The sequence below is a fragment of the Octadecabacter arcticus 238 genome (assembly GCF_000155735.2).
GTDB lineage: Bacteria > Pseudomonadota > Alphaproteobacteria > Rhodobacterales > Rhodobacteraceae > Octadecabacter > Octadecabacter arcticus.
On sequence record NC_020908.1, the window covers coordinates 5,080,331 to 5,095,594 of the forward strand.

At 51.6% G+C, this 15,264-nt stretch carries 14 protein-coding genes and 1 pseudogene; 13 read left to right on the plus strand and 2 right to left on the minus strand.

The window, feature by feature from the left end; genetic code table 11:
• Positions 1 to 10 precede the first annotated feature (10 nt).
• The 3 genes and pseudogenes from OA238_RS26290 to OA238_RS26305 all read left to right on the plus strand — a co-directional run bounded on the left by OA238_RS26290 (position 11) and on the right by OA238_RS26305 (position 3,788).
• Positions 11 to 697, plus strand: coding sequence for a DUF2270 domain-containing protein (locus tag OA238_RS26290; protein ID WP_015497513.1), 687 nt, complete (start codon positions 11 to 13; stop codon positions 695 to 697).
• Positions 698 to 1,198: 501 nt separating this feature from the next.
• A pseudogene (locus OA238_RS26300) lies at positions 1,199 to 2,356 on the plus strand (IS30 family transposase).
• A gap of 397 nt (positions 2,357 to 2,753) precedes the next feature.
• Positions 2,754 to 3,788, plus strand: a complete 1,035-nt coding sequence (locus OA238_RS26305; protein WP_015497514.1) for a sterol desaturase family protein — start codon at positions 2,754 to 2,756, stop codon at positions 3,786 to 3,788.
• 254 nt (positions 3,789 to 4,042) lie between these two features.
• Here OA238_RS26305 and OA238_RS26315 read toward each other — a convergent pair whose 3' ends face one another.
• On the minus strand, positions 4,043 to 5,188 hold the full coding sequence (locus OA238_RS26315) for a mandelate racemase/muconate lactonizing enzyme family protein (protein WP_015497515.1): 1,146 nt from the start codon (positions 5,186 to 5,188) through the stop codon (positions 4,043 to 4,045).
• Complete coding sequence (locus OA238_RS26320; protein WP_044037710.1) at positions 5,185 to 5,913, minus strand: GntR family transcriptional regulator; 729 nt, start codon at positions 5,911 to 5,913, stop codon at positions 5,185 to 5,187. Before OA238_RS26320 ends, OA238_RS26315 begins: the two co-directional genes overlap by 4 nt.
• Positions 5,914 to 6,052: 139 nt before the next feature.
• On the opposite strand from OA238_RS26320, the gene OA238_RS26325 reads away from it, so the two are divergent.
• The 10 genes from OA238_RS26325 to OA238_RS31025 all read left to right on the plus strand — a co-directional run bounded on the left by OA238_RS26325 (position 6,053) and on the right by OA238_RS31025 (position 15,231).
• A complete protein-coding gene (locus OA238_RS26325) occupies positions 6,053 to 7,651 on the plus strand; it encodes a GMC family oxidoreductase (RefSeq protein ID WP_015497517.1) in 1,599 nt (532 codons plus the stop codon).
• A gap of 27 nt (positions 7,652 to 7,678) precedes the next feature.
• A complete protein-coding gene (locus OA238_RS26330; protein WP_015497518.1) occupies positions 7,679 to 8,734 on the plus strand; it encodes a TRAP transporter substrate-binding protein in 1,056 nt (351 codons plus the stop codon).
• Positions 8,735 to 8,803: 69 nt separating this feature from the next.
• Complete coding sequence (locus OA238_RS26335; protein WP_015497519.1) at positions 8,804 to 9,298, plus strand: TRAP transporter small permease; 495 nt, start codon at positions 8,804 to 8,806, stop codon at positions 9,296 to 9,298.
• Positions 9,291 to 10,586 (plus strand): TRAP transporter large permease, encoded by a 1,296-nt coding sequence (locus OA238_RS26340; protein ID WP_015497520.1) that lies wholly within the window; start codon positions 9,291 to 9,293, stop codon positions 10,584 to 10,586. Before OA238_RS26335 ends, OA238_RS26340 begins: the two co-directional genes overlap by 8 nt.
• A 4-nt stretch (positions 10,587 to 10,590) precedes the next feature.
• Positions 10,591 to 11,976, plus strand: coding sequence for an aldehyde dehydrogenase family protein (locus OA238_RS26345; protein WP_015497521.1), 1,386 nt, complete (start codon positions 10,591 to 10,593; stop codon positions 11,974 to 11,976).
• Positions 11,973 to 12,239 carry a UxaA family hydrolase gene (locus OA238_RS26350; protein WP_051076616.1) on the plus strand — a complete coding sequence of 89 codons (267 nt, stop codon included), beginning with the start codon at positions 11,973 to 11,975 and terminating at the stop codon, positions 12,237 to 12,239. Before OA238_RS26345 ends, OA238_RS26350 begins: the two co-directional genes overlap by 4 nt.
• Positions 12,220 to 13,392: a UxaA family hydrolase gene (locus OA238_RS26355; RefSeq protein WP_015497522.1), complete on the plus strand. Its 1,173-nt coding sequence runs from the start codon at positions 12,220 to 12,222 to the stop codon at positions 13,390 to 13,392. The genes OA238_RS26350 and OA238_RS26355 overlap by 20 nt, the downstream gene beginning before the upstream one ends.
• A gap of 390 nt (positions 13,393 to 13,782) precedes the next feature.
• On the plus strand, positions 13,783 to 14,040 hold the full coding sequence (locus OA238_RS26360) for a hypothetical protein (protein ID WP_144055996.1): 258 nt from the start codon (positions 13,783 to 13,785) through the stop codon (positions 14,038 to 14,040).
• A 1-nt stretch (position 14,041) separates the two neighbouring features.
• Positions 14,042 to 14,440, plus strand: a complete 399-nt coding sequence (locus tag OA238_RS26365; RefSeq protein WP_044037711.1) for a DUF3592 domain-containing protein — start codon at positions 14,042 to 14,044, stop codon at positions 14,438 to 14,440.
• 212 nt (positions 14,441 to 14,652) lie between these two features.
• Complete coding sequence (locus OA238_RS31025) at positions 14,653 to 15,231, plus strand: IS630 family transposase (RefSeq protein ID WP_420806473.1); 579 nt, start codon at positions 14,653 to 14,655, stop codon at positions 15,229 to 15,231.
• Positions 15,232 to 15,264 lie beyond the last annotated feature (33 nt).

The window sequence follows — 15,264 nt, forward strand, 5'->3', positions numbered from 1 at the left end:
TTGCGAGCCAATGACAATTCAAGACATAAAGATAACGCAAAGCGGGCGGATTTTCACCGCCGCCGAAATGGGCATGCTTGCGCATGTTTACCGAGCCGAGGTGTATCGCAGCACCACATGGCGTACGCGTCTGGACGCCACGACCAATTGGGCCGTCGTGACGTTGGGCATCGGAGTGTCAGTGACATTTTCAAGCGCCGCCGCGTCGCCGCTTCCGCTCATTCTGACAGGGTTAATTACGCTCTTTCTTTTGATGCTTGAGGGACGGCGCTATCGGTATTTTAACGTGTGGCGCGCGCGGGCGCGTTGGATGGAAACACATCTCATCGCTCCCTTGCTTGAAGATGGCGACCTGCATTGCGAGGAGAACTGGCAAGCCGTGCTTGCACGCGATTACCATCGCCCACTTTATCACATTAGCTTCGTTAGGGCTGTCGGGCGGCGGTTACGTAGCAATTTCATCTGGATATTTATGATTGTGGCTGTGGCGTATGTTGCAAAAATTGCAGTGCATCCTCTGCCAATCTCAACTTGGGCTGAACTGCCCGCGAGGGCGGCGATTGGCCCGTTTTCGGGCTGGGCAGTTTTGGCAGTCGGGCTGGTCTACAACGGCACATTGATCGCGTTTGCCGCGATGACCTTATGGTTAGACCGCATTAAACACCGCGGCGAAACGAGCGCCTCTTCGATGGGATAGCTTGGGATGAACGTCAGATATTCTCTGAACGGATCGAAGCTTGAGCGAATGGTCCTGTGATTCCTGATGTCGTTTACACGTTCCGTCGTGCTCAAATTAATCAGAATTGGGCGTAAAAAAGTCATTTGTTTTCAAAGCGGAGTTGTCACCATATTTACCGTACTGCACCCTTAATTCCAATACTGTACCCTTAATTGCCATATGATCGGTTTTGTGAATAACTTGGTATTGTGAGGCCGTGATGCGCTGGGTTTTCGTAGCTAACTACTTGTAGTAAAGGAGAAAAACAAACTTGGCTTGAGTATCTGCGAGCAGGCCCAGCGGATATGTTGTAATTAACGGTACAATAAACGCCCAAAATACCCATCAATCTGCAGAATCTGATTAATTAAGGTACAACGACAGTCGTTGAATTTGGTTCCTTCGATGACTTTTGGCGGTACTGCTTAGGCTCAAGTTTCAAATGCAACACCAGCCGCCATTTGGGCATAGGATGTTGCGATGGACATACGAAGCAAGCACCTCAGCAGCGAGGACCGTGGCGTGATATTAGCCGAGCATAATAGGGGCAGCAGTCAGCGGTTGATCTGCCAGCTTTTGCATCGCCCGGCGAGCACGATCTGCCGTGAGCTGGCGCGAGGTCGGCAGGAAGACGGCAGCTATTGCCCGCAAGCTGCGCCGCTTCGGGATGCTCGTCAGTTCCGCTGTGGGAGCCAACGGCGCAATAACAACGCGGGGAGGTGACGTCGGGGCCAAAACAGCACCAGATCCAACATCGGGCAAAAGCGCTGATTGTGAAGGCATAACCATGGTTCTTCTCCTACGCCCTCAAGTGTAAACTTTAGCCAGTCAATTGTCTCACGCTTATTGGCACGGAGGGGGTCGTCTGAGCAGATTGCGCAGAGACTGCGTCTCATGAAGCCTGATGATCCATCTGCCCATGTGAGCCATGAGACCATCTATGCCGCGATTTACGCGCAGCCACGTGGTGGGCTGAAGGCAGCGATGATCGAGGCGTTGCGTCAAGCGAAGCCTAAGCGTGGGCTCAAGCGCAGGACAGCGGCGGGCAGTGCTATGGTCCCGGAATCATTGCGCATTATCAATCGCCCTGAAGAAATCGAAGCACGACTGGTACCAGGCCATTGGGAGGGCGACCTCATCAAGGGCGCATTCAATCGCTCGTCAGTGGGGACCTTGGTCGAGTGCAAGACACGCTTTGTTATTCTGTGCAAAATGGACGGCAATGGGGCCGAGGCTGCGCTCGACAGCTTAACCCGCCAGATGAAACGACTGCCAGCGGCCTTGCGCAAGAGCATGACCTATGACCGTGGCTCCGACCCTCTCATGGTTTGCGAGCAAACCACTGCCGGGCAATGGATGGCCTGCCATCCCGAACTCGCCAGACGGTTGAAGATCGATATTTGGTTCTGCGATCCGCATGCGCCTTGGCAGCGTGGCAGCAACGAGAACACCAACGGACTGCTGTGTCAGTACATGCCCAAAGGAACTGACCTGAACGGTGCAAGCCAAACATGGCTGAACGACGTTGCAAACCTGATGAACAACCGTCCGAGAAAAACCCTCGGATGGAGAACACCCGCTGAAGCTATGGCCGACGAAATCGCGGCCTTCAAATCAACAGTTGCACTTGATGTTTGAATCCAAGCTGTCGCAAAGTTTTTTCTTGAAGAATTTTGTTCTTCGCAGACCTACTTCTAGGTCTCTGAAGTGCCAAATTATCCAAAATTACGGCTACACAAGAGATAATTCTCGGAAAGTTGACGTCTAAATACGTCGGGTGGAGAACAAAATTCTAGTTTTCTAATGCGTTGCCAAGCTTTGCGACAGAACCGCATTTATAGCATCCTTAAGAGAATAAGCCGTGACCAATATCAGCCTAGTGGCGCTCCATGCAACAACGCTATTGACAGGCCTCCCTGTGAAGAACTAGGAATGTAATCGATTACATTGATAGCTCGGCCTTTGATGTGAGATGCATTCAAAAAGTAGGATATTCGCCTAATATACTCAAGGATTTTGAACTTTGGAGGATACTATGTCGGCAAATACTCAAAAAACTATGGGCGTAAACTCTCCCACGCAAGAGGAAAGGAAGTCAGAACAGCCACAAAGGAAGCGGCGGAAGATTTGGAATTATCAGCCAGATAAGCCACTGGAATATTCACCATTTTTCAATTGGCCCCCAAGCTTCAAAAAGATTTCTGATTTCATTGGAGCGTCTTATTTCTCGTTGTCGATAAAGATGTTTGTTCTCGGCCTCGCATTGCTGAGCATTGCTTTTCTTGCACCCTCCTATGAGACGACTCACTCGTTTGCCGCTTCGTGGGTTTCAGGCATTTTCATACGCAACCTGGCCTTAATGATGGTGATAGCAGGCGGTCTTCATCTGTATTTCTATACGTTTGCTAAACAAGGATTGCAGTTAAAATTTGATGCTCGTTCGATGGCCAAAGATTCTGGGGCATTCAAGTTTCGAAATCAAGTTTGGGACAACATGTATTACAGCCTTGTCTATGGGGTATCCTTCTGGACATTTCTTGAGGTTTTGTTGCTTTGGTCACTGAAAAATGGGTATATGCCTTTGAGTACATGGTCAGACGGCCCTGTTTGGTTCGTTCTAGCGATCTTGCTGATACCGCTGTGGCACTCGTTTCACTTTTACTGGGTGCATCGCCTGCTGCATTGGGAACCACTTTATAAAATGGTTCATTCGCTCCATCATAAGAATGTTAATGTTGGCCCATGGTCGGGGATGTCAATGCATCCGATTGAATCCTTTTTCTATTTGACATCTGTGCTGATCCATTTTGCTGTCCCCACAAGCCCTTTACATATTGTCTATCATTTAATGTTTCTCATTTTTAATGCTGTTATTTCGCATTCCGGATTTGAAGCGTTGCTTGTGAAGAATAAGAGTACTGTTAAGATGGGACGTTTTTATCACCAGCTGCACCATAAGTTTTTTTCTTGTAATTATGGCACAGCTGAGATGCCTTGGGATGCATGGTTTGGATCGTTTCATGATGGTACTCAAGAGGCGCATGAACGTATTTTTGGAAAACGCAAATGACTTCTTGGATTCAAACCAGATGTTGCGCTTGCAACTTGAATCCAAGCAGCCAAGTCTAAGTTTGTTCCCGTCTTTCATTGAGAGGTGGCCGCAGGAATTTGTACCAGTAGTTAAGGTGGTTCAACTTGTGAAAGAGATGATCCAAAACAACCAAACGAAAGAACCATTCGCCCGATTTCGAGGCCATGGTTGCGCTGGAAGCGAGCCACAATTAAGAATCGTGGCTGGGGAGTTAAATCGGGGCAAGACCAGTATCAACTGACTTCGGCATCGTGGGTTCGTAGAGTATTCAATTCCTCGGGCAATAAAGTAATACCCAGGCCAGGGTCTTTGTTACAAGTCCATCCTTGGCGACCTATGCATGATGAAGTTGCGCCAAATCCATCTCTGAGCGGGTTGGGGTTCACATCTACTTCCAGCAAGCCATCGCCACCAACAGCGGACAAAAGGTTGGCAGATGCTTGTAAACCGATACCCCCACCAAGGAAATGAGGGCAATAAAGTAACCCGTGCGTAAGGGCTTTCTTTCCTACGGCGAGGCTGCCGGTCAAACCACCCCATTTGATGATATCAGGTTGTACGACTTGGAGCAGCGCAGATTTCATAGCTGCTTCGAATCCTCTGAAGTCAACGATATTCTCTCCCCCAGCCAACGGGTAGGGGCAGGCCTTATTGAGTTTACGCCAGTCATATGCTGACGAGTCCGCGGGAATTGGCTCTTCTAGCCACGCCAAAGGAACCGTAGCTGTTTGGCTTGTGAATTTCAGGGCGTCTTCAACATCCCACGCTTGATTGGCATCGGCGGCGATCGTTTCGTCATTAGATTTCTCCTCAAACAGCCGGTGCAATTGGGTCAAGTCAACTTCGAGGTTGAATCCTACTTTTACTTTGAAGTTCGTGAACCCAATTTGGCGTGCTTTTTCTATGAGGGTATTGGCTTCATTGATGTGAATTCCGCTAGCATAAGCGGGAACGTCGTCTGCCGCCGTATTGTTCATGAAGCGGCGAAGGGTCTTGCCGGACTTACGCGCAAACAAATCCCAAACCGCAATGTCGAGGCCGGCAATGACCTGACGGAATGGTCCCCACTCACCGCTTTGCAATGCGACGATGTGAGTCCTTTCGGTAAGTGCGTAGAACAATTCGCTAGGATGGTTCAGCGGGTATTCGAATGCGAGCGGGCCGATATCGCGAGCCAAGAGGTTTACTCTGTGTTCCGCAGCCGCTGAAGGCCAGTTTGCGAAGACTTCGCCCCAACCAAACGCGCCGTCTGTGTCTTCTACACGCACGAACACGGCGGGTCTGTCGTGCATGGTTCCAAATGAAGTTTTTATCGGCTCAGTTATTGGGCTGCGGAACGAATATGCGTTGATCCGTGCTATGTGGATTGGGCCCGTCATGCCAGAAGATCCATATTGAGTTGAATATAGTCACCTCGATAAATCACGTCCGCCATATAAAGAATGGTTTCTTCTGCATCGCATAAAACCCGACGTACTTCCGCGATGGGTTCGCCAACAGATAGATTCAAATGCATGGCCGATTCCATATCGCATTTGCTGATCAACAACCTCTGGCGCGCAATCGAGATTTCAATGTCAGGGTCGTCGAACAAGACCGGCAACGCAAGATGGGTGCGAAGCTGCGCTTCATGTTTGTCAAAAATATCCTTGGCCAAAAAGAGCGTGATGATGCAATAGCGTTGTCCATCGCGTGAATGAATGCGGCGGATCATGTGATACTGGCCAGCTGAGTTGCCGATTTCCACCCCGTCAGGAAGCTCAGTCAGCATGTCATCAAGGCTCTCCAAATCGGGGACGTCGCCACGATAAAGATCGACGAGCTCCGACAGCTTGGTGACCACACTGAGGGGGCGTGTCGGCGCTTTGTGGGGGAGAACTGTCGTTCCGCGTCCTCTTTTGGGATCTACAAGCCCTTCAGATTCGAGGATCTTAATGGCCTCTCTTACGGTGACACGCGCAACCCGAAACTCTTCCATCAACTCGTTGACGGTTGGCAACAACTCACCGGTTTTCCAAACCTCCCGCATGATTCTTTGCCGTAGAACTTCTGCAACTTTCAGAAACAATGGGGTGCGATCTTGTCGAAACTTTTCATTTTCCATGCCCATTCATACCCAACTTTCATAAGGTTAAACAACTGAAAACCCTAAAGTCCTACTTTTAGTATTTTTATGTTGCAGGCGTCGAGGACTCTTGATTAAGCTTATATATAGGACTTTAGGTTTTTGGAGTAAGCGCAAGATGTCGACATACGACTACATCGTCGTTGGAGCTGGAACTGCAGGGGCAACTCTTGCAGCGCGACTGAGCGAAGATCCGACGTGCAATGTGCTTGTTCTCGAAGGCGGAGGCTCTGACCGGAACTTTTGGCTTAAACTCCCTGTCGGTTATTTTAAGTCGATTTATAATCCGGCGTATTCCCATCTTTACCGCTCTGAACCCGACGAGGGGATCAATGGACGGCGCATGGATTGTCCGCGCGGTCGTGTGATTGGTGGCTCTAGTTCGATCAACGGGCTTATCTATATTCGCGGTCAGCACGAAGATTTCGATGACTGGGCCAAATTGGGTGCACAGGGCTGGAACCATGACGCGGTCCTTCCCCATTTCCGAAAAGTGGAAACTTACAGCGGAGAGCCTTCTCAATACAGAGGTGCGCATGGGCCGCTTCATGTCAGCGACTTGCGTAACAAAAACACCGCTTGTGATGCTTGGATGGACGCAGCCCGTGCATCCGGCTTGCCGCGCAATTCGGATTTCAACGGCGCCACCACATATGGGATTGGGTCTTATCAGCTCACCTTGCGCGGACGTTGGCGCGACAGTGCCGCAACGGCCTATCTGAAACCCGCAATGACGCGGCACAATCTGACGGTAAAGCTGCGGGCGCATGTCACGGGGATTACCTTTGATGGGCTACGTGCGACAGGCGTGTCTTTCCGCCAAAGGGGTCAGGACCAGACCGCCACTACGACAAGTGAGGTCATTCTTTGTGGTGGCGCGGTGCAAACCCCACAGCTTTTGCAATTGTCAGGGATCGGGCCGGTTGAACTTCTGAAGGCACAGGGAATTGATGTGCGGCACGCAGCACCGGAAGTTGGTGAAAACCTCCAAGATCATATTCAGATGCGTACGATAGTTGAGCTTAAACAGCGCGGTCTCTCTTTAAACGATCACGTTCGAAATCCATTCCGTCTTGCCCAGATGGGGCTTGATTGGTTGATCAACGGGGCTGGCCCACTGAGTGTTGGCGCTGGTCAGGTGGGTGGCGCGATCCGCACCAAATACGCGAAGGATGACCGGCCAGATCTCCAACTGTTTGTGATGCCGCTTTCGGTGGATAAACCCGGAAAACCGCTGCACCGGTATCCTGGCTTTACGACGTCCTTCTGGCAGTGCCACCCAGAAAGCCGCGGACAGATACAAATCTGCTCAACAGACCCATTTGCTAACCCAAAAATCCGAATGAACTACTTCGGGGTCGAACGCGATCTTGATGTGACGCTTGAAGGACTAAAGGCGGTTCGTGACATCTACCAACAGCCGGAGTTTCGTGGGTTTTGGTCAAGTGAGGTCATCCCGGGCAGTGCGCATCAGACGGATGAAGACCTCAAAGCCGCGATCCGCGCAAACGCGACAACGGTCTATCACCTTGTTGGAACCTGCCGCATGGGCAGTGACGACAGGGCGGTTGTTGACCCGCAATTACGCGTTCAGGGGATCGACGGTCTGCGTGTTGTCGACGCATCGGTCATGCCCCGCATTCCATCCGCAAACACGAATTCTGCAACCTATATGATTGCCGAAAAAGCCGCCCAAATGATCAAGGACGGCCACTAAAACTGAAAACAACTGGGAGGAAATTAAATGAAAAATTGGACAAAAGCCGCATTCCTGACGGGGGCATTCGCACTTGCTCCAGTCTTGTCAGCCGCGCAGGAATTCAATCCGCTGGATTGGCGTTCTGTGCCTGAAATGGACGATCAGATCGTCATGAAGATCGGTCATTCCGTGAACATGGAGTGGTCGTCCCACACGGCGGTCCTCAAACGTTTTGCGGAGTTGGTTGGTATTTATACGCATAACGAAATTCGAGCTGAAATTTTTCCAGGCGCGCAACTTGGGGGTGAGGTCGAAATGATTCAGCAAGCCCGTCAGGGCGCCTTGCATGTAGGATTACCTGCGACAAACAACCTCGCGGCTTTGGCACCATCACTGAACGTGTTCATTCTGCCGTACCTTGCGACTTCGACAGAGGAAGTGAACTATCTTCAGGATGAAATTACCCCGTTCCTTGTGCCGCGCGTGATTGATGAGGCAGGCGTGCGTATTGTGGGCTGGGAAAACTCTGGCTGGCGCGCCTTCTTCTACAAATCAGACGATCCCATCGAAGCGCCGGCTGACCTTGCGGGTTTGAAAATGCGGGTTCCACCGAACCCGATCATGATCGCGTCCTACGAAGCATGGGGCGGAAACCCGACGCCAATCGCTTGGCCCGAACTTTACAATGCTCTGCAACAGGGTGTTGTCGAAGGAGGTGACAACCCAGTTACTGACGTCATTGGTATGAAGTTTAACGAAGTCATCAACAGGATGACAACGTTCCACTACACGATCCTGACGCACCCAATTGTCGTATCAGAAGTTTGGTTCCAAGGTCTTTCAGAAGAGCACCAAGCTGCTATTCTTCGCGCGGGAGAAGAAGCCACGGATTATATCCGCTGGTGGCAGCCACTTGACGAAGCCAAATGGTGGGACAAAGCTCGCGAGGCTGGTGTTATAATTACTGCCATCGAAGACGAAACCGAATGGTTGGAAAAAGCACGCGCGATCTGGCCTGATTACTACGAAACGATTGGGACAGACGGCGAAGCAGTTGTCCAACGCGCGCTCGACATTTTGGCGGCTTACCCCGGCGAATAATATTTTAAGATTATGTAGCGTCCGGTGGATTTTGCGCCGGATGCTACGACTTTATTCAGGGGCTTTGCGATGAAATTCCTAAGATATGTTTTGTTCGGGCTTGCGGCAACCGGTCTTGCGCTAATGGTCAGCGCACTTTTCTTGCAGGTCGTCTCACGGGAATTGCGATGGGCCGTTGATTGGACCGAAGAGCTCGGTCGTTTCAGCTTTATTACTATGGTCTTCTTGGCCGCCGCTTACGGCACGCTGACGAAATCGCATCTGCGGGTGTCGGTCTTTTCGGATTTTATTGGCCGCAAGATTGGTGTGCGCAAAATCGACTTCCTTCACACCGCCATCTTGCTGGGGTTTGCCGCGACGATGGCCTATTTTTCTTGGTACAATTTCGTTGACGGTCTGCGCTATCCGAACACCTCGGCGGCGCTTAGGTTCAATCAAAACCACTTGTTTATCGGGATGAGCCTTGGGTTTGCAATTATCTTTGCCCTACATCTGCGCGATCTTGTCGTTCTGCTGCGCGGCGGCGAACTGGATATATCGACAAAGGAACTTGGTGATGAATGACGTCTATGTGATCCTGCTAGTTCTCTTTCCTATCTTACTGTTTCTGGGCCTGCCTATTTACGCAGCCCTTGGCATCACGGGCCTTGCTGTCAGCTATCTGACAGACGCGCCGCTGATTTTTGCGACGCAAAACGTTCTGAACGGCTTGGATAAATTCGCTCTGCTGGCGATCCCATCTTTCATTCTGGCTGGCAACATTATGCAAAAGGGTGGCATCACAGAAGATATTATTAGTATTTTCCGCCATGCCTTTGGTCACATCCCTGGCAGCCTTGGTATTGTGACGATCTTTTCATGTATGTTTTTCGCCGCAATCTCAGGGTCTGGCCCCGGAACCGTAGCCGCAATCGGTGCGATCATGATCCCGTCGATGATCAAAGCTGGGTATTCGCCTGAATATGCCGCGAGCGTCTCGGCGACTGGTGGCACGCTTGGGGTTATGATTCCACCCAGCAATCCGTTGATCATCTACGGGATTATAGCCAATGTTTCGATTGCTGACCTCTTTGCCGCGGGCATGTTGCCCGGCTTGTTTACCGCATTTCTTTTGGCGGGGGTTGCCTATGTCTTGGCCATCAGGTCAGGCGCAGTCATCGAAATTGATCACAGCATCGAACGCCAAAGCATCTGGTGCCTGATCTGGAAAGCAAAGTTTGCATTGTTCCTGCCGATCTTCATTTTAGGCGGTATCTATTCGGGTATCTTCACCCCGGTTGAGGCCTCGGTTTGTGCGGTTGTCTATGCACTGGTCGTCAGTGTTGTGGTCTACCGCCAGCTAACGCTGCCCGGACTGCGTGCCGCGTTCGAAAACGCGGTTCGCCTTGGCGGCGCATTGATGATCATCGTGGCCTGTTCGACCTTATTTGCCACAGTCATCACGCTGGAACGCATCCCACAAGATGTCGTTGAATCGTTCAGTGGCATTACAGAAAGTGCGACGCTGATCTTGCTGCTGATCTGCCTGATGTTGATCATCATCGGCACGTTCATGGAAACCATCAGCGCCATCATCATCTTAGCGCCGATCCTTGTGCCTTTGGTGGTCAGCTATGGCATCGACCCGGTTCACTTTGGAATCATCTTAATTGTGACAATCGAGATTGCCTTCCTGACTCCGCCCCTTGGCGTGAATCTCTTTGTGGCAAGTCAAATCGCGAACATAAAATTTGAACGTGTTGCGGTGGCGATCCTGCCTTATGTTGCCACGCTTATTATGGTGATGTTGATTGTCATCTTCTTCCCACAACTCAGCCTCTGGCTGCCTGAAACCCTTCGAAGTCTGAGGTAAATCAATGCTTGTCGATATTCATAACCCCGCGAACCCAAGCGAAGTTGTCGGATCATTTCCAACGATCAAACCCGATGATGTGCCCGCGATCATAGCAACGGCACGGGCGGCACAACGGGAATGGGCCAAGGTCCCCCAGCCCGAGCGCGGCAAAATTGTGGACGCCTTCCTTAATGGTTTGGAAGCACGCCGGGAAGACATTGCAACAGCAATTACCCGCGAAATGGGCAAAGTCATTGGCGAATCTCGCGGTGAGGTTAACAAGGCTTTGGGTGAAGGTCGTGCCACCACGCGCCGTGCCTCTGCACCCATTGGAGAGGTCCTTCCCTCACAAAAACCTGATACTGTGACCTATTCTACGCGTCGCCCCCGCGGTGTGATCGTCGGGATTAACCCATGGAATTTCCCGTTCAGCACCCCAATCCGCAAGACGATACCGGCCTTGGTCTATGGCAACGCCATCGTCCTGAAGCCGTCAATCAGCACGCCCGGTGCAGCCTTTATCATGCAAGAAGTGGCGGATGAAATCCTACCCAAGGGACTGTTCCAGATTGCCTATGGTTCAGGCAGTTTGGGGAGTGCATTGACGTCGGCGGAGGGTGTCGATGCCATCAGCTTTACAGGATCGGTTGGTATTGGCCGCATCGTGGCGCAAGCGGCTGCGGCGAACCTTGCTGAAATCAGCCTCGAGCTTGGCGGCAAGAACCCGGCGATTTTGAACGATGCCAGCGATCTGGATGCAACGCTTGATCAAATCTACATGGCAGCTTTTTCTGTTTGTGGTCAACGCTGCACTGCAATCAGCCGCGTCATTGTGCGCCGAGACATCGAAGCGCAGGTTGTCGAAGGTTTGTCAAAACGCGCCAAGGCCGCGGTGGTCGGGGACGGGCTTGATCCTGCAACGACACTTGGCCCGCTGATGGGGGCCAATGCCCGCAATGATGTTGCAGCCTTTGTGGACCGCGCCGTTGCTGAGGGTGCTAAAGCCGCCGCCGGGGGGCATAGTATTGAGCTAAACGATGGCTATTTCTTCGCGCCGACAATTCTGTCTGACGTGACGCCAGATATGGAGATCGCACACGAAGAGGTCTTTGGCCCCGTCCTTGCGGTGATCCCATATGACACCCCCAATGAAGCGCTGGAAATCTGCAATGACGTTGAATTTGGGCTGTCCGCCTGTCTCTATTCCGAACAAACGCCGCTAGTTGATCGTTTCATCGCCGAAGCTGAAAGCGGAATGATACATGTCAACTGTGGCAGTTTCCCAGAAGACCATGCGCCTTTCGTCGGTGTTAAAAACTCGTCTCTGGGTGTTGGCGGCTCAAACGGCGCATCAACCCTGCATTTCTACACGCAAGAGCATACAGTCTTTCGCAGAGGGCAAGTATGACCAAACCTGATAAACCATCTGGCGCGCGTTTGTCCCTGAAAACTCAGGCGGGTGACAACGTGGCAACGCTTCTGGACGATCAATTGGACTGCACCCTGATATCTGGAGGCATGTCGGTAGATCAAGGCATCCCCTTTGGGCACAAGGTTGCACTGGCACCGATTGCGGCTGGCGAAACGGTGATAAAGTACGGTGTAGTGATTGGTCATGCCAAGACGGGTATCCGCGAGGGAGAACACGTGCATGTCCACAACATTGAATGATGCAATCGGATTGGGTTGGCGGCGCTCAGATGGGCGCATTGGCCTCCGAAATCACGTTATCGCTTTTTCAACTGTGGCGCTCACCGACCGTGTCACGACACTGGCCGCGGAGCAGGTTCCCGGCGTACTGCCATTAACTCCCGCATTCCAACGTGGCTTGCGCGGGATTGATGCCACCCTTCAGCACGACATGATCAACGCAATCATCGCCCACCCGAATGTCGGCGCCGCCCTTGTTGTGACACATGATGGAGCATCTGCTGATCAACTACGCAGGTTCTGCGCCGAATTGGGAAAACCAATCGTTATTGTCGCGCTAATGGCGCAGCAGGGTATGCAGGCCGCCTGTGAAACTATGGCCGCCCATTTGCGCAGTCTTCTGGCTGAAGCGGCGGAACAGTCAAAATCAAAATTCTTGCTGCCCGATCTCACGGTTGCACTTGAATGCGGCGGGTCTGACGCGACATCCGCGCTTTGCGCCAATCCGGCCATCGGGCGTTTTGTGGACCGGCTGATCGACGCTGGTGGCACCGCTATTGTGTCAGAAACCGCTGAGTTCTTAGGCGGCGAAGACATCGTCCTCGCCCAATCTCGAACCCCTCAAGTCGCCGACGCCATTCTGGCATATCTAAGTGCGGAAGATGCGATAATGACGTCGGATGGAACGGATTATCGCGGTGTGAACCCAACGCAAGAAAACATAGAAGCCGGCCTGAGCACCTTGACGGAAAAGACGATGGGTGCCCTTTGCAAAATTGGCACCAGCCGCTTTGCAGGGGCGCTAAATTTTGGAGAAGAACCGACCGGCAAAGGGCTGTTCTTTATGAACACTCCGTTCTTTAGCCCAACATCCCTGACTGGCATGGTATTGGGTGGCGCGCAGGTCTCTTTGTTTGCGATGGGCGTCTTTAACCCGTCCGGCCTGCCACTGGCCCCCACCATCAAAATATGTGGCAATCCCAAAACTCTATCGGATTGGCCCGATGCGATAGACCTTGATGTGTCAGGCGTAATTTCCGGGCGGATGAACTACGGTGCGGCTGCGGATGACATCCTGAGGATTGTGAGAGATATTTCCAACGGTCAGGTGACCTGTGCGGAACGCTTTCAAGAAGGTCAAATCATTCTCCCTATCACGCAATCGCCACTTTAAAGGGTGCTGTCAGACGAATGCGAACCAGGCTCTACAAGAAGAAAATACTTTAATCCGTGGGTGTATTGGGACGAGCGCCGAAAAAGATGCACCAGTTATTCACGCGGCGCTCGACAGGATCATCTACGAGTGGCAAACCTATGCTGGTAGGTACGGCGAAAAAATGATTGAAAAACGCCTTGCCGCGATACGGTTCTTTGAATGCAAACTGGAGGGAAAACCGTTCGGCAAGCTATCAAAGGCTGATTTTGCGACAGTTCGTGATGAGAAAAAAGGCTTGCTACGACAAAAGGGCCTGACGTTTTGGACAAGTCTGGGGAGTTCGACTCTGCAACCTACCATAGCTTTACGCTTACTTATACGGCGGACGATATCACGCTTAGTACTGCTTTGATCAATGAAAGCGTCGCATTGGCCGACATCGGGTACGAAGACACCGTTCTGGACGCATCCGATATCCTGCCGCGTGGTATCCGCCTGTTCCGACTGCCCGACCATAACCCGCATACCTCCGTCCAGATTGAGCGCAAACTGAGCCCGCAGTCAGGAAGGGATAACCCACTCTTCGTGCGCGTTGCCTTGGAGGACGGAACGCAGGCTTGGTCTAGTCCTATTTACATTCTGAGGGAAATTGGGGAACAGTATTGAGATGATGAATTTTTTTCCTCTTGGGTTGGCTTTCGCCGTTGCAATAGCGCTCATATTTCTGGGTATAGCGCTGTTCCTCAAAACACGCCGGTTTCGGGCGAAAGCCAAACCAGTCGATGCCGTAATTGTTGGTGTCGAAGAATTAGGTGATCTCCGAGAAGACGGCTTGGGCGCATTTCGTCTTTCCTATGAGTACACTGCCGCTGATGGAAGGGTCATTCAGGCCGTACAGTCCGTCTTGAAGGCGCGAAGCCCTCAAGTTGGGACCGATGTTACGATGCTTGCCGACCCACAAAATCCAGAAAAATTGGGGAAGCGTAGCGTCGTGGAATATGTGTTTCCAGCGGGTTTCGTGATAGCTGGTATCGCTATGTTGTCGATTATAGCTATACTCAGATAGTAGTTCAGATTCTTGATGAATCCCGCAATCCTTGTTCCATTTTGATCTGGTTGCGACCGGCCCTTCTGAAGTTACAACGCCTTGAAGTGGTCCTGGTTTTTAAGACAGGTTTGCGGCTTGGCTAAGATGCATCTGGTTTATGTTCATGCCACTTTTCGTATCTCTGCTTGCTCGAAGTATGCCACGTCTGGGGTAAGTTTGTTGAGCGCGGTGTGAGGGCGCTCTGTGTTGTAGAAGCCGTCTATTTTGCCGACGCTGTGCATCCAGAATATCAGACGAAGCCCGCTTTTGGCTGGGTCAAAACGGGTTCAAATCCAGGGGTCCCGACCACGGCAGGCCTGGGCCGCGTGAATATCCATGGTGCGCTCAATCTTGAAACCTTCGATGCGCCCTTTGTCGAGCCAACCACCGTCGGCGGGATCAGTGCGGCCCAGCTTCTTACCAAGATTGAGGCCCGCAACTCCGAAAAACGGATCATTCATGTAATCTGGGACAACGCCGCCTATCACAAAGGGCCAGATGTCAGGGCTTTCCTTGCCAGACCAGACTGCCGCTTCCACCTCATACAATTGCCGCCGTATTGCCCACACCTCAATCCCATCGAACGATTATGGGCCGTGATGCACCAGAAGGTGACATATAACCGATACTACCCCACACAAAAACAGTTCGCGAATGCGATCCGGAGATTCTTTTGGGAAACCATCTCAAGTGAGTTGAAAGTTTTCCGTGACCAAGTTTCAGACAATTTTCGCGTTATAACTCATGAAAAAGTTCGGGTTTTGGGGTAGGAGCGGTATATAACACTTAGATCGTCTGTTTTG

Excerpts from the sequence above, each read along its gene's own strand:
- OA238_RS26290 (WP_015497513.1), top strand. The coding sequence starts at position 11 with ATGACAATTCAAGACATAAAGATAACGCAAAGCGGGCGGATTTTCACC.
- OA238_RS26305 (WP_015497514.1), top strand. The coding sequence starts at position 2,754 with ATGTCGGCAAATACTCAAAAAACTATGGGCGTAAACTCTCCCACGCAA.
- OA238_RS26315 (WP_015497515.1), bottom strand. The coding sequence starts at position 5,188 with ATGACGGGCCCAATCCACATAGCACGGATCAACGCATATTCGTTCCGC.
- OA238_RS26320 (WP_044037710.1), bottom strand. The coding sequence starts at position 5,913 with ATGGAAAATGAAAAGTTTCGACAAGATCGCACCCCATTGTTTCTGAAA.
- OA238_RS26325 (WP_015497517.1), top strand. The coding sequence starts at position 6,053 with ATGTCGACATACGACTACATCGTCGTTGGAGCTGGAACTGCAGGGGCA.
- OA238_RS26330 (WP_015497518.1), top strand. The coding sequence starts at position 7,679 with ATGAAAAATTGGACAAAAGCCGCATTCCTGACGGGGGCATTCGCACTT.
- OA238_RS26335 (WP_015497519.1), top strand. The coding sequence starts at position 8,804 with ATGAAATTCCTAAGATATGTTTTGTTCGGGCTTGCGGCAACCGGTCTT.
- OA238_RS26340 (WP_015497520.1), top strand. The coding sequence starts at position 9,291 with ATGAATGACGTCTATGTGATCCTGCTAGTTCTCTTTCCTATCTTACTG.
- OA238_RS26345 (WP_015497521.1), top strand. The coding sequence starts at position 10,591 with ATGCTTGTCGATATTCATAACCCCGCGAACCCAAGCGAAGTTGTCGGA.
- OA238_RS26350 (WP_051076616.1), top strand. The coding sequence starts at position 11,973 with ATGACCAAACCTGATAAACCATCTGGCGCGCGTTTGTCCCTGAAAACT.
- OA238_RS26355 (WP_015497522.1), top strand. The coding sequence starts at position 12,220 with ATGTCCACAACATTGAATGATGCAATCGGATTGGGTTGGCGGCGCTCA.
- OA238_RS26365 (WP_044037711.1), top strand. The coding sequence starts at position 14,042 with ATGATGAATTTTTTTCCTCTTGGGTTGGCTTTCGCCGTTGCAATAGCG.